General features: G+C 38.8%; 13 protein-coding genes. 1 reads left to right on the forward strand and 12 read right to left on the reverse strand.

Annotation, left to right across the window (positions count from 1 at the left end):
• Positions 1 to 18 precede the first annotated feature (18 nt).
• The 10 genes from M9189_RS05440 to M9189_RS05485 form a co-directional block, all read right to left on the reverse strand.
• A complete protein-coding gene (locus tag M9189_RS05440; protein ID WP_250725218.1) occupies positions 19 to 972 on the reverse strand; it encodes a glycosyltransferase family 2 protein in 954 nt (317 codons plus the stop codon).
• Positions 973 to 978: 6 nt separating this feature from the next.
• Entirely contained in the window at positions 979 to 1,677 is a 699-nt protein-coding gene (locus M9189_RS05445; RefSeq protein ID WP_250725220.1) for a glycosyltransferase family 2 protein, read from the reverse strand.
• A gap of 56 nt (positions 1,678 to 1,733) precedes the next feature.
• Positions 1,734 to 3,053, reverse strand: a complete 1,320-nt coding sequence (locus tag M9189_RS05450; protein ID WP_250725222.1) for a glycosyltransferase — start codon at positions 3,051 to 3,053, stop codon at positions 1,734 to 1,736.
• The gene (locus M9189_RS05455) at positions 3,040 to 3,831 is read right to left on the reverse strand and encodes a glycosyltransferase family 2 protein (RefSeq protein WP_250725224.1); all 792 of its coding nucleotides are present in this window, start codon (positions 3,829 to 3,831) and stop codon (positions 3,040 to 3,042) included. The genes M9189_RS05450 and M9189_RS05455 overlap by 14 nt, the downstream gene beginning before the upstream one ends.
• On the reverse strand, positions 3,832 to 4,872 hold the full coding sequence (locus tag M9189_RS05460) for a glycosyltransferase family 2 protein (RefSeq protein WP_250725226.1): 1,041 nt from the start codon (positions 4,870 to 4,872) through the stop codon (positions 3,832 to 3,834). It abuts the gene before it with no gap.
• Positions 4,865 to 5,083, reverse strand: coding sequence for a hypothetical protein (locus M9189_RS05465; RefSeq protein ID WP_250725228.1), 219 nt, complete (start codon positions 5,081 to 5,083; stop codon positions 4,865 to 4,867). Before M9189_RS05465 ends, M9189_RS05460 begins: the two co-directional genes overlap by 8 nt.
• 1,391 nt (positions 5,084 to 6,474) lie before the next feature.
• Positions 6,475 to 7,422 carry a CatB-related O-acetyltransferase gene (locus M9189_RS05470; RefSeq protein WP_250725230.1) on the reverse strand — a complete coding sequence of 316 codons (948 nt, stop codon included), beginning with the start codon at positions 7,420 to 7,422 and terminating at the stop codon, positions 6,475 to 6,477.
• On the reverse strand, positions 7,415 to 8,929 hold the full coding sequence (locus M9189_RS05475; RefSeq protein WP_250725232.1) for a hypothetical protein: 1,515 nt from the start codon (positions 8,927 to 8,929) through the stop codon (positions 7,415 to 7,417). The genes M9189_RS05470 and M9189_RS05475 overlap by 8 nt, the downstream gene beginning before the upstream one ends.
• Before the next feature lie 111 nt (positions 8,930 to 9,040).
• Positions 9,041 to 10,318, reverse strand: a complete 1,278-nt coding sequence (locus M9189_RS05480) for an ABC transporter ATP-binding protein (RefSeq protein ID WP_250725234.1) — start codon at positions 10,316 to 10,318, stop codon at positions 9,041 to 9,043.
• 6 nt (positions 10,319 to 10,324) lie between these two features.
• Positions 10,325 to 11,170 carry an ABC transporter permease gene (locus M9189_RS05485; protein WP_250725236.1) on the reverse strand — a complete coding sequence of 282 codons (846 nt, stop codon included), beginning with the start codon at positions 11,168 to 11,170 and terminating at the stop codon, positions 10,325 to 10,327.
• A 299-nt stretch (positions 11,171 to 11,469) separates the two neighbouring features.
• Here M9189_RS05485 and M9189_RS05490 point away from each other — a divergent pair, with 299 nt between their 5' ends.
• Positions 11,470 to 11,703, forward strand: a complete 234-nt coding sequence (locus tag M9189_RS05490) for a hypothetical protein (protein WP_250725238.1) — start codon at positions 11,470 to 11,472, stop codon at positions 11,701 to 11,703.
• A gap of 210 nt (positions 11,704 to 11,913) precedes the next feature.
• On the opposite strand, the gene M9189_RS05495 is transcribed toward M9189_RS05490, so the two are convergent.
• Positions 11,914 to 13,299, reverse strand: a complete 1,386-nt coding sequence (locus tag M9189_RS05495; protein WP_250722148.1) for an IS1380 family transposase — start codon at positions 13,297 to 13,299, stop codon at positions 11,914 to 11,916.
• A gap of 240 nt (positions 13,300 to 13,539) precedes the next feature.
• The gene (locus tag M9189_RS05500) at positions 13,540 to 14,139 is read right to left on the reverse strand and encodes a DNA-3-methyladenine glycosylase (RefSeq protein WP_250725240.1); all 600 of its coding nucleotides are present in this window, start codon (positions 14,137 to 14,139) and stop codon (positions 13,540 to 13,542) included.
• Positions 14,140 to 14,224: the final 85 nt, after the last annotated feature.

Genomic DNA, 14,224 nt, shown 5'->3' on the forward strand with positions numbered 1-14,224 from the left:
TTTAGCGGGGAATCATTTTTAAAGCTTTGTTCTTTTGATTTCCTCAACTCCATGCATCGGTTGCCAATCGGTCTTGGTTTTAACGCGTCCTATCTTCATCTTAGTCCTGTAGTATTGCCATATAAGAGATTGGCCGGGACCTGCAGCATGGAGCAGTTCCTTTCGAAAGACCGGGTCTTTTGTTACTCGTGCTATCTGGTAGAATTTGTTACGAAACAGGGCTTTTTGCCAAAGGGTAAAGTTGCCATGTTTTACATCGTGTTGATATATTTCATTGAGGATTTGAAATTTTTCCTTATCCCTTTTCTGGTCGTCTAAGTTGCTTCCGGTGCTTTGGGCTTCGTGTACGCGGTATATGAAGTAGCATTTATTGGTATGGGCCGGGTATGGCTCCCGAAGAGCCATACGCCAAAGGTATGCCCAGTCTTCACTGGTGATGCATTCTTCGGGCCAGGGGCCAACTTCTTCTAAAAAACTATGTTTGAACAACATTCCTGGTATGGGAATGAAGAGTCCCCAAATCATCCAATGATAGAGGGGCTTGCTTTTTGGAAAGCCGTGGTAGTTTATCAGGAGCTTGTTGGTCGATTGCCATTGGGCGTTTATTTGTTGCCCGTAGGTGTAGGGTCCGGTGACAAATTGTTTCTGACTGGCCTGAAGTGCGTGTAATTGTTCCTCAAGGGTGTTGTGGGTCATTACATCGTCGGAATCGAAAAATTTGATGTAGTTGCCTGTGGATGCCTGAAAACCGGTGTTACGTGCAGCGCCCGGTCCCTTGCCTTTATTGGTGAGCACTATTAGTTTATTGCCATAAGTTGTTTTGAGCCATTCGACCGTGCCGTCGGTGCTGTGATCGTCTACCACTATGATTTCGTGCGCAGGGTGGGTTTGTTGCAGCAGGTTATCGATGGTAGTGCCGATGAGGTGCCGCCGGTTATAGGTGGGGATGATTATGGAGATGGTGGTGGGCATTTTGTATTACTTAAGCAGTTTAATTAATCGCAACTTCAGTTGCTGATTAAGGCTTAGTGCAGAAATATGATGAGCTGCTATGGCTTTGTTTTCTTTCTTGAAAATCTTGGCAGATGTTGATGTTTTACTTTGGCTGTGAATTCTGAACGCTGCTAGGGGCTGGTTAATATACAGCGGTGAACCATAGTGCTTGAATAGTCTAAAAAAGAATTCATGGTCAAAGGAGTAATGCCATTTTTCGTTGAGCAAACCTACATTGTCAAGTGCTTCGCGGGTCCAAAAAGTGGCTGGCTGAATGATGCTGTAGCTGAAACCTCTAGCAAACAGATTCAGCCAATCGTAGAGGGTGTTGGGTAGTTCAGTGGTATATCTCCCAGTCTCTACTGAGTGCTCATTTATTTCGATGCAATCACCAGTAATCCAAGCGGGATTGTGGTCGATGAATAGCTTTGCAATGGTGTTTAGAGTATTGGGCAATAATAGATCGTCACTATTAATCCATCCAATAATATCACCTGTTGCTTTTTGGAACCCTTTATTTATTGCATGACTTTGCCCATTGTCTGGCTCGGAGACCCAAAACGAAAGCCTGGTAGCGTATCTTTCTATTATAGGAATCGACTGGTCTTTGCTGCCACCGTCGATGATAATATATTCTAAGTTTGGATAATCTTGCTTCAGAATGGATAAAATGGTTTGTTCCAAAAAATGGCCCTGATTAAAGCTTGGGGTTATTATGGATATTTTGGGTGGATTGGTCATTATGAGTTTATAACGGCATTATAAAGAGTGTTGTATTTTTCAATTTCATTATTTGATGAGAAATGAGTACTCACGTATGCGGAACAGTTTATGGATGTTTTTTTTACTTCATTGGAATTTCTGGTCAACCAGATAGTTTTCGCCGCTAAATTTTGACTGTTACCTGCTTCAACCAGCCATCCTGTTTCTCCTTCTTTTACGGAGTCGGGAATGCCTCCGGTATTAAAGCCGATGACCGGGGTTCCACATGCCATTGCTTCAATGGCGGTTAAGCCAAAAGCTTCGTGCAGGGATGGAATGACAAAGATGTCAGAGGCCCCGTAAACCTCAGCAAGCTCTTTAGGGGTCAGGTGACCGGTTAGGTGTATTGGGGGCAGATTGGTTTGGTTAAGTACTAGACTACCCGCACCAAAAACCAAACAGTGGACATTGGTTGCGTCCTTATTAATTTGTTCGAGCGCCTGGATCAATTCATTAAACCCTTTACGGCGGTTGGTAAAGTCAGCAGCGCCAAAACAAAGCACAAAGGCGTTTTCGGGAATGTTGTGTTTTTTTCGGGTTTGCTGCTTGGCTATTGTCGGTTTGAATATATTAAAGTCTATGCTGTAATGGATGGTTTGGAAACTCTTTGCATGCATTAGTATGGTGGATTTTTCTGCTTCACGTGTTATCCATTCACTATCCCCTACAATGTGAAGCTTCTTTTCTTTAAGCGCATTTGCTTTAATTTTATGACTGATGCGGGCTAAATCTGGTTTGTCTTTTGGTCCCAATTGTGGGCACTGATTACATTGCTTCAAATACTTTTGGCATTCCCAACTGTAATGACAACCTGCAGTCATTGGATTCTGATCATGTAGGGTCCAAATTATTGGGATATGATTGGGAATTGAGTTGAAGAAACTTTCATAATCTATCCACTCGGCAATCCAATTTAGATGAATGATATCTGGCAGTTGCTTAGCAAACCAATTGTAAGGGGTTGAGTAGTATTGATGGGGTGTGCTGAATTGCTCGTAATACTTTGGGCGATGCTTAAGGCTTTTTTGAATGTTTTTGTAATGCTTGCGTGCCTTTATTGAGTGTAATAGCCGTTTAGCAATAGAGGTGTTTAAAGATAAAGGATGTCGTTGGGCGTATTTTTCTTTTGCGAGTTTTTGAAGTTTTTGACCGTTGCTGAGGTCTTGCATATAAAAGAAAGTCCCGTCAATTTCAGGGTAAGTACTAATTAAGTTTTCGAAGGTGTTTATGGCACCGTAGGCTGCTCCTCCCTGTAGGTAGGTGTTAAAAGTATGTAGTTTTATGTTACCCCTTTTCATATTTCCAATTAGCCCCAAATATGTTTAGGCCAGCTTTTACAAAGTTCCTAAGTCTTTTTGAAAATGAGTAGGTTTTGGGGTCGTGGCCTTCAAGGCTGTGGCCCCAACCAATGTGAAGTACGGCGTCGTTCTCTAATACAACCATATAATAGCCTCTTTTTTTATACCAAGAAGAAATTTCGGCCTCACTTTCTGCAATGTTCTTATAGCCCTTGGTGGCAGCATAGTCCTTGAGCCTGACAACACCTGGATTAAACGAAAAGCAGGACCAGTCCAACTCATGCAGTGGGAGTTGAGTTTTTATGCCTGATTTGTCGAAGTTTTCTGGCATTCTTACCTTATAGCAAGTCGTCCCAGCTATTTCAAGTCTTTCTTTTTCAATGTCGAGGGGGTGGTTCTTAATATAATCGTGATGAATGCTGCGCAGGTTTACCTGCTTAAGTTTTGGGTCAGCCTCCAGCATCGCTATTGACTCTTCTATAAAACCCGGCCGGTAAAAAACCCAATCGTCTTCGCAATGGAATATATAGGGGGTTTTCACATAGCTATAGGCTTTATCTACTGAGGCCAAGAGGCCAATATTCTTTTCATTGAAAATTACTGTAGCTTTTTGTCCATAAATAGATTGAAGTTCGGTTGCTACAGCCTTGTTGGCAGAGTCTTCTATGATGATAAAGCGATCTTTGGGAAATTGATAGTATTGCCAAAGTGAGTCAATGGTGCGTTGAAGCAGATCCAGCCGGCCACAACTTGTTATGACGAGGGTAATGTTGGTCATTTAATGAAAGTCTTTCAGTGCGTTGTATAAATATTGTTGAAATCGATTTGTTAAAAGGAAAAGAGCTCCAAACAATGATAATTTTATAAAATTTGACTTTTTTGTTCTGTATAGATTGCTTTTAAATAGGTCTGCAAATGTTGTCAGGAATAGCTCGATACGTTTTGTTTTGATAATAGTATAAAAGTTAAATGCTACTATTTTTTGAAGATGCGCTATTGCGTCTTCTTTAATTAGACTGTTGCCGGAAATTTGTTTGAAAATCATGAGCCTGGATTCTACATCAGATAGGACATATTTTATTGATTGGTTTAAGTATGCACCAGTTATGCTGTTTTCATGAGTCCTGACAAATATTAAATCCTCATTTAAAATTTTGATTTTCTTGGTAACTAATAAAACTCTTGTAAAAAACTCCACCTCCTGAGCTCTTAGTAGAGTTGTGTTAAACACTCCAGACCTGTATATTACTTCTCTTCTTATAAGTGTGTTTGGTGTATTTAGCTTCACCTTTTCAGCAACAAAATCGTTAAGATAGTTTGTTGATTGAATGTTGACTGGAATTTTACTTAAATGGTGCTCTGCTGGAAATAGCTTGTGTTTGCATATGATTAATTCCACATCGGGGTTTGATTGATATATCTTCACCTTCTTGTCTAATAAACAAGGGTCCATCAGATCATCGGAATCGAAAAACTGGATAAAATCTCCTTTTGAATTCTCAAATCCAATGTTGCGGCAAGTGTTGGCTCCTTTGGGGCTAGCTGATCTTAAATGGAAACTGATTCGATCATCTTTGTCAGTGTACTCTTTTATTACATGAATTGTATTATCCGTTGAACCATCATCAACTATTATGCATTCCCAATTCGTGTATTTCTGGTTAATGATTGACTGAAGCGTCTCCCCAATTAACGTTTCTCTGTTATAAGAAGGAATGATAATTGAGATTAGAGGTGTTTGTGAAGTCTCTTTTATGGCTTGCAATTTTTGGAAATTTTTAACTAATTTTTTCTGTGGATTTAAAGCTGTTTTAATCAAATATTTCTTCTATTAACGAGCCGGGCAGTTGGAGATACAGCTCAAAAGATTGTTTCATTTCGCCGTCTATTCTCTTAAAGGTGTATTCTGCACCTTCCGGTGGAAGTTTATGGCCATCAGCCCCAACCTGGGGCGCGTATTTGGATGCGATAATTTTTTCATACACTCTCGGGTAGGCAGTAAGCCTGATTTTTGATCCAATAGCGTGCATGGGCATTATTTTCTGCTTTCTACAAATTCAATCATTTGATCTTGCACTTGCTCAATAAAAGAGGAAAGTTCGCCTAAGTTGTTATTGTCAGTTCTTTGATAGGTTTTATGTTTTGCGCTTAGTTTTTGAAAGTGAGCATATAATGGCTCAGCCACAGGAAGCTGTAAAGGACGGCTTCACGATTCTGTTTCAACATGACCGTAAATGCGCACATCCGCCCAGTGGAAGATTGAGTTCGGCTCAACTTTCTAGCCGTAAATAAAGGATTTTGAAGGGACAAAAAACTTGCAAAAGTATTTAAGTCTGATTGTAAGTATAGTTTGAGCCGTAGTTATTTTGTTTCCTTTATCATTTTGGATAATAAGTCATCTTTTCGAGACCAAAACACCTCCTCGTCATCACCTGCCCAAACTTCCAAAGTTCTTAATTCATATCCTTTTATTTTTTTAGTATCACGCACTTTTACGAGGCTCGTTCATCTTTATTTTTACAATTGCCTATGTAAAGAATATCAATTCACTAGTATTAGCAAATCTTTATGCATTAAGTCATCAGAGTCAAAGAATTAGATGTAGTCTCCTTTGGATTTTATAAAGCCCAAATTACGACAACTATTTGCCCCTTTGAGCAGTTCTTCTCTTACGTAGTGAGAGATGCAAGGGTCTTTTATTTTTAATATTCAGCTAATGTTGAAGACTTGCCATTTTTCAGACAAACTAAAAGCAGGCTTTTTTCTCTTTGTGTCATATTTTCTATTGCATTTTCAGCGAGCTGAGAGGTTCTGTTAAGGAAGGCTGAGGGACTATGCCGTTTATATATCCTTGATGGGTTTTAGCAGCGAGCTTCCTTTGCAGTCTGAAATATGGCCGATATTTTCACCTCTTATGTAATCCAACAGAGACATTCCTCACAATGATTTCTGTGGATGATTTCAGTTTAAGTCATCCATCCACTCTGAGGCAAGACACCTAACCTCGGATAAATTATTAAACATGTAATCGTCAAAAACACGCATAGACCTTCTCTGTGCCAAATCTTGCAATTTCTCGATTATCTCACCATCATTGAGATTGCTCTTATAATACCACACACAGCAAAACATCCATACCCGAATACTTCATCAGCCAACTATATAATGTCGTTCTGGCTATACCATGCTCCCTACATAGGGTTTGAACTTATATGCCACTTTCATTATCATTGAGAATCTATACTATCAGATTCTCTGTAAATCTTGATTTATTCATTGCTCTTCTTTGACTGTCTAAGGTTTATAGTTTGTCTATTTTATAACAGTCTGATTTCTGGGGAAGGCTACAGCTACATTCGCAGCACATTTCTATCCATCCGATAATATCTAATGTGTACATTTAAGTAATTTTCACCCTAATCTATACAGGAAAGGTTGACTTCAGAATGTTTATGTTATCTGGTTTGGAAAAATCAAGGTTGAAGATATCTTTATGCTTATGTATTTCTTCCTTACTCCAATTCCACCACTCTAGCCTCAAAAGGGTATCAATAACATCTGTGTCAAAACGATACCTGATTATTTTGGCCGGTGAGCCCCCTACTATTGAATAAGGAGGCACATAACAATTTACAACAGAATTTGCTGCTATTATTGCGCCAGTTGAAATGTGAGCCCCTGATAGTATTACAGAATGGGCTCCTATCCAAACATCGTTCTCTACAACAATGTCACCTTTCGAGTTTATGTCCTTATCTATACTCTGTCCGAATAAATGTTGATTAATAAAGTAAGTGGATAGTTTATTGGTATAATGTGAGTATTCCTGAAATGAGACATTCCGAGCAATAGAGCAAAACGAACCAATTTTTACTTTATTAATTCTTGAAAAAATATCAAAGTTTGGTCCACTTATACTTGAGTAGCGTCCTATGTCAACATTTCCAGAGATGTTTACTTGTGGTCCAAATATCCTCAGATGTTCTTTGCAAGTAAAATCTCCATTGATATTTGCACCATTTATTAGACTTTCTTTTCCTATATTTATAGTACCACATAACTTTGAGCTAAGGATTTGGCTTGAATCATTTATGTGTATTTTACCATGGACCTCAGAATCTATGATCTCACAACTTTCTCCAACATAAGTATTCCCTATAACTGATGATTGAAATAGCTTAGTGTGCTTATCAATTGTTACATTTCTACTTATGTATGTGCCCTTAATTGCGACATGAGCACCAAGTTTAATACCAATTAGGTGAAAGCAATTACATATTGAAAACTTATAAAGTAGATGCAACGTGTAAAGCACTAAATGCTTAACAAGTCTAGTGGGACTTAATATAAAGTTTGTTATTCTATTCATTAATTTCCATAAATGTTTTTATACTCATACATGGATGTATATAACCAGTTGTATCTTGACAATTTTCTGAGATAACAGATCTTATGAGATTCGCAAATTCGATATGGTCATTTGACAAAAAAGGAATCACATCTCCTTGGTTAATTAGATTTGTGAAGAACGAAATGCCTCTTTCATCTATAACGATAGTCTTTATTCCCATAAGTGCAGCCTCTATTGTCACTCCTGAGAAAAAAGTTACATTTACAGCAGTCTTCGATAATACTGCTGGTAATGGATACAGGTCTGATTTATGAATATCAAAATTACTAATCTTATTTACTTCAAGGAGCTCCTTAATGTCCAATGAAATATTATTCATTCGAGGATGAAGGCGAATTATCCAATGCAAATCTTCCGTTTCTTTTATTGTTCGAATAAGAAACCCTGGGAAAGCATCTTCAAGTGGAAAAGTTTGCAAAGCATAAAGAATGATTGGTTTACAATTGGTTTCTAATTTGAATTTAAATAGCCCTAACCTCCAAGCCTCCAGCCATGGATGTCCTCCAACAATCGCTTGATGCCTACTACTATTCCAATCTTTTATTACAATTGTTGATTCTTGATCCCAGCACCAGAAAACATCTGGTAATGTATTATATCCCATTGGAGGCACTTTGGAATATGCCGCAAACGCTGGATGATATTTTGATTGTGGACCATGTTGTACTTCTATGGTTTTGATATTGTGCGCCTTTGCTGCAGCGTAGATTGCGAAATTTGGGATGGAATAATAGCATAGGGTATATACTACTTTTACCTTATGTGTATCAAAATACTTATTCCAAAATAAATATTGACTTAATAGTAGGTTAAGTATTCTTACTGTGTTTGGGGATTTTATGTATGATACGAATTCATTAGCGACTTCAGAATAGCCATTATCCACTACCTGATCTTTAGTAAAATCTAGCAACTGTTCCCAACGATTTAGTTCAGTTATCAAATTCCTTTCTAGATTATGACCTTTTATAACTTTATTTAAGTCTACTACCTTTTCCTTTGCGGGATATCTATTCTTTGTATTATAACCATCGTATTCAAAAACAAGGTAGTTGTTTAATTTTGATTGCTCAATTAGTGGGTCAAAGAATCGATTATATACGGTTCCATTTAGCATTACTCTATGTGAATGTGCTCCAAGGAAGATATACTTCGTGTCAAAATTTGAAATAGTCATCCTGTAGTACCTTCTTGCCCAAATGTCTTCTATGTATAATGCAATTCTATGCAGTTTATTTCTTACACCGTAGTAAAAATATCTTATGGTTTTTGTTATTAAAGACGGATTCTTTGATTTCTCGTTATACTTATTGTTTATATAACAGGTCTCGTTTTGACTCAGTAACTTAAAAGCATAACTTATGCGAATAACTGGCCACAGGTCTATTCCATTAATATTCCACTTGTCCACTTCATATATTTCTTCTAGTCGATGAAGAATTTCTATTATTTCTTCTCTATTCATGAAGCATGTATATAAAGACAATGTGATTTAACAAGATTTTATTTCAGATTGTGTTTGTTATTATAGAAAACCGTACTATTCAAACCATTCTTTATTCTGTATTATTCTGTCCTACTGAAGCTTAGTGAGTTCCCATTTTGTCATGGGCATTATTAGTCCCCCACGATGAGAAGTATGATTTGTAGTCGTTGTGTCGATAAGAGAAAAAGCAAACCCTTCAATTCTATCAAATATTTCTACTCTTGGTACTCCTGCACCAACTCTAAACTGGTAATTCCCTTTGTTTAACATCTGGATAGGAATTTCAACAGAAGTCTCATATAATCCAGGAACTCTATAGCCTAGGTGTTCAATAAAAGTATCTGTATCCTCCATACACATTAAATGGAGGCCTGTAGAAGTGTGTACATTAAGTGAAATATTTACACCTCTAATTTTTTCCCTTACAACATATTTGATATGGACAAAGAGCCTTTCATGTGTTTCAAAATCTGTTTTTATTTTTCCAGTTCCATCTGTAGCTTTTACTTCTTGAATCTGAATAGGCTTTCCATTGTCTGAATTACATATCCATCTATTATCTTGTAGTGTATTTATTTCATAGTACTTTTCGATAGCGCTAGGAGTATCAGCATCGAAAATGTTTTCTCCATTTTTCAATACAATACACCTATGTGTAAGTGTCTGCACACTCGCCATATTATGACTGACAAACAACACTGTCCTTCCATCGTTTGTGCTCACATCCTGCATCTTTCCGATGGCCTTTTTTTGAAATTCTGCATCGCCAACGGCAAGGACTTCGTCTACGACTAAGATTTCAGGCTCGAGGTGGGCGGCGATGGCGAAGCCGAGGCGGACGGTCATGCCGGAGCTGTAGCGTTTGGTGGGGGTGTCGAGGTATTTGGCTACGCCGGCAAATTCTACTATTTCGTCGAGTTTGCGGTCGATTTCCCAACGGCGCATGCCCATGATGGTACCGTTCATGTAGATGTTTTCGCGGCCGGTCATTTCGGGATGGAAGCCGGTGCCTACTTCTAAAAGGGAGGCTAGCCGACCTTTTACTTTGATGCTGCCGGTGGTAGGCGAGGTAACTCGACTTAGTATCTTAAGTAGTGTTGATTTGCCTGCGCCATTCTTGCCGATAATACCAAGTACCTCTCCTTGTTGGACTTCGAGATTTATATCACGCAAGGCGCTTATGTGCTCACCTTTTTGGGCTCTTTGGGTACGGTCATTTACCTGTCCAATTTTTGCATAAGGGTCTTCCTTACCCAACACATTCATCTGCCAAAACCTGTTAAGGTCGTGGGCAAGAGTGCCAGTTCCAACTTCTCCCAGACGGTAAACTTTGGAGAGGTTTTCTATCTTAATTACAGGTTTACTCATTATCTGTTATACAGTATCAATAAAGTTACGCTCAGTCTTGTGGAATACTATCATACCAAGGAATAGAGCTACCAATGCAAATCCAAGACTATATGCTAATCCGGTTAAACTGAACTCCCCCGCACCAAGAAAACTATACTTAAAGCTCTCAACAATCGGGCTTAATGGATTTAATTGTAGTATCATCTTGAATTTACCTTCGGGTATAGTACTCATTGGATATATTACCGGAGTGGCATACATAAGTAATTGTACTCCAAATGTGATAAGGAACTTCAAGTCCCTATATTTAGTCGTCATACTTGTAAACAAGATACCCAACCCCAATCCTGTCATTGACATAATCAGTACATAAAAAGGAATCAATGCAATTGTCCAATTCGGTTGAACGACTCCAGGGTCATTAATTAGGTAATAAGCATATACCAAAAGAAAGAAACAGAGCTGGATAAAAAACTTAATTAGCCCGCTTATTACTTTACTCAAAGGCATAATAAGTCTGGGAAAGTAAACCTTACCAAAGATTTGGGAGTTTTGCATAAAGGTATCACTGGTTTGCGTGAAACTCTCAGAGAAATAGTTCCAAATCACAATCCCACTCAGGTAGAATAGAGCCATTGGAGTTCCATCAGTACTGATTTTAGCTATATTCCCAAATACTACTATGTAAGTTATTGTTGTTAGAATAGGTTGAACTACAAACCAGATTGGTCCTAAGACGGTCTGTTTATATACTGTTATTACATCTCGTTTGACGAACATCAACAGCAAATCCCTGTATTGCCAAATCTCCTTAAAATTTATATCAAAGGCATGTCGCTTTGGGCGGATGATCAGATCGTAATCGCTCATTTATTTCTTTTTGTGCAGTATAGCTAACACTCAACTAATTGGACGGCTTCGCCATGGTGAGTCACATAAAGACTCTCCAAAAAACAGCTCAAATTTACTTTAAAACAAAGTAACTTCAAAGTGTTAACGCTGTTGCTAATTTGTTGTTGCAAGTCGATGTTGAAATTTATTTATGACTGTGTAACCTCTTGAATTTCTTTGCTATCATGATGTAATTCTATAGTCTTAATATTGATTTTTATCGCAAATGCTATTATGTTGCAAGTGGGCAAACAGTTAACCATTAATACTTTATAGCCATGGTTTATGCTGTAGATTACCTGATTTCCAGATTGGCCAATAGAAGCTTTGTTGGTATCAATACAGAGGAAGGAAATTTTACCTTTCATAAGTACGATAACGGTGTGTTTGTCGTCACTGTTGATGGTCGACCCTGCAACTGGAGCGTAAAGGAAGTTGCCAAAGACCTTATCCTTGATGTTGAAGGAAAGAAGTTCAAATTCGTTGGAGAGGGGGACAAGAACCTAAATTGAGCGATTCGTAATTTCACCTGCCCCCGTCGTCTCACTTGATTTCAAAAAAACGGAAATTTTCTCAGAGGTAGGCTTCTTTCGTGTACTTTTTCAACGAAAATTCAGTTCTGTTTTTCACTCAAACCGAACTTTATCGCATTTTCTATGGGTCTGGACATAAGTCTCCCATTACCACTACGGGTTTACAATCCTGAGGTATGTTGTTCTGCCTTATGCAAACTGAATTTTCGGCGGTGACTGACACCGTTCCCATAACTCTTCAATATTTATCGTTTCATAAATTACTCTGGTGACATTCAGGACAATACTCCTTGCCCTTGAGGTTATCTTGACAGCAAAATCAATAAGCTTTCTTCTGAATGTATTAGGATATACGGTTACCGGAATAACCTCTGCGGTAACATCTTGTTTGTATGCTTCGAAAATAAAGTGTGTAACTACCAGCATAAAATAATAGGCTCTGTTCATTCCAAAGGATTTAAAAGGAAGTTGTTCTCTGGTAGCAAGCTCTTTAATGCTACGATGTATCAACTCGTCGGCTCCTCTTTGGTGTGATTTTCGTATGATGGTATCAGCTTTAAACCACTCATCTCCACCGGATGCCCGAAGCCTTTTGTCAGCGACAGGACAGTTCCCGATATTGGTATAGATGACGCTGTCAGGCTTACCAAATTCCATTACGTACTGCCCGGTATCATCCCGGTGCAATCTGGTAAAAAAGCAACGACGAAACTTGGACCAGGATTTCAACTTGCTGGCAAATTCCGCAAATTGCCAGACTGCTTTATTTTTAGTGATTTTGCCCAAAGTGTCAATGGGTAAAGCCTTTACATATTCAGTAACATCATTGTACAATTTTCCTGTTGTAATGTAATGTATATTAAGCTCTTGCTCGAATATCTCGTACGCTTTCTGATCCGCAAACCCACTATCGGCGCACACCACAATAGGGACTTCTTTGGAGTATCTCTTGCGTATCAGATTTACTATAGAGCGTACCCTGTCGGTGTAATCTGATCCATGATTGGAATGAGCACTTCCTTTTCTAAAGGTCACGTCTATCAGAAACGAGCCCCAGCATATATGAAGTGGCTGAAACCCTTTCTTACGCTTGTAAGTGACCTCGCAACCTTCGCGTTTCGCAGCATCGTCATTATCCAAAACCATGGTGTCAATGCCCAGTTCTATAACTTTGGGTTTGGATATGTGAAGCCTCCAGATAAACAGTTCATTAAGTATCTTATTGAATACCGAGTTTGAAATAACGGACAGCTTCCCAAAAAAACGTTTGACCTGGTGAGAAGAGGCCAATTGGTCGGTCTTGCATTCAAGCAAACATGCATATCCTTCATCCTTTTTACTTTGATCAAAACTGCTTATGGCCATATTTGTGCCATCTATAAAAAATGCAACAATCTGTTTTACAAACTGTTGAAGCTGCAAGCCTTTGCTGTTTCCAGTAAGCAGAGAAGAAACATTACGCGATATTAGCCCATATAAGCCAATTTGCTCAGTGTAGCGAAGAAATAAAGGGAGCCCTCCACGACCAGAAATTTTATTGGTTGTAATGCCGATTTTTGTTATCTTCGTACTCATAAAAGATAGTCTTGTGCACCTAAATGGTGAAGTGTTGTTTTTTTATTTTAATACCTCTAAAATACACATTATCAAGGTTATAAGCAAGCTATCTTTTATTTTTTTTTGTATAAATCGCTCAATATAGGAAGAAATTAATCTTCACCGATGGTATCGAAAACATTGAGTTTATTGAAGTATAATGTGCGGGGGATGGTTTGTGTGCAGATAATTTATGTAAGTGTTAGCTATTTAATGTGGTTATGGGGTATAGTGTAGAGTAAACCTCCATGGAATCTTTGACCAATTGGGACCGGCATAGTCGATCCCGATACGGGGAGCGGTGATGATATCGCCCAAGGTAGTGTGTATTATGCCTGGGGTGCCGGTGGGTGTAGCAGGTACTACATAAGGGGTGAGGATTTGAAAGGCCGGGTTTTCCCTTAGCCAGAGACGATCAGAGCAGCCAACATTTTCGCCGTAAAAGCTCTTGTCTAACTGTAATAGCCGTCCAATTCTGCCGGGACCATATATTTGTCTTGAGCCACGTATCAATAGAGCCTGGGGATGATCCGCAGGGCCGGTGACTATGTTCAAGAGCCAGTACATCCCGTATATCAGGTACACATATACCTTGCCGCCTTCATGATACAACATATCTGTCCGCTGGGTGCGTCCCTTGCTTGCATGGCAGCCAAGGTCTTCTTCACCTCTGTAAATCTCTACTTCAGTCAGATCCAACACCAACTCCTCGCCATTATCAAAGCGTCGTACCAACTGCAGTCCCAAAAACTCAGGTGCTAAATCCAATGCATCTTTCCTGAAATACTCTGCCGGTAAGCGTCCTTCTGTCCGGTTCATAAACAGTCTTCCTGTTATTGCATTTACCAAATGAGCAAATATAGCCCTTTTGAATTAATTGATTATTTTTGATTGCATATAGCTA

This window comes from Xiashengella succiniciproducens, assembly GCF_023674465.1.
GTDB lineage: Bacteria > Bacteroidota > Bacteroidia > Bacteroidales > Marinilabiliaceae > Geofilum > Geofilum succiniciproducens.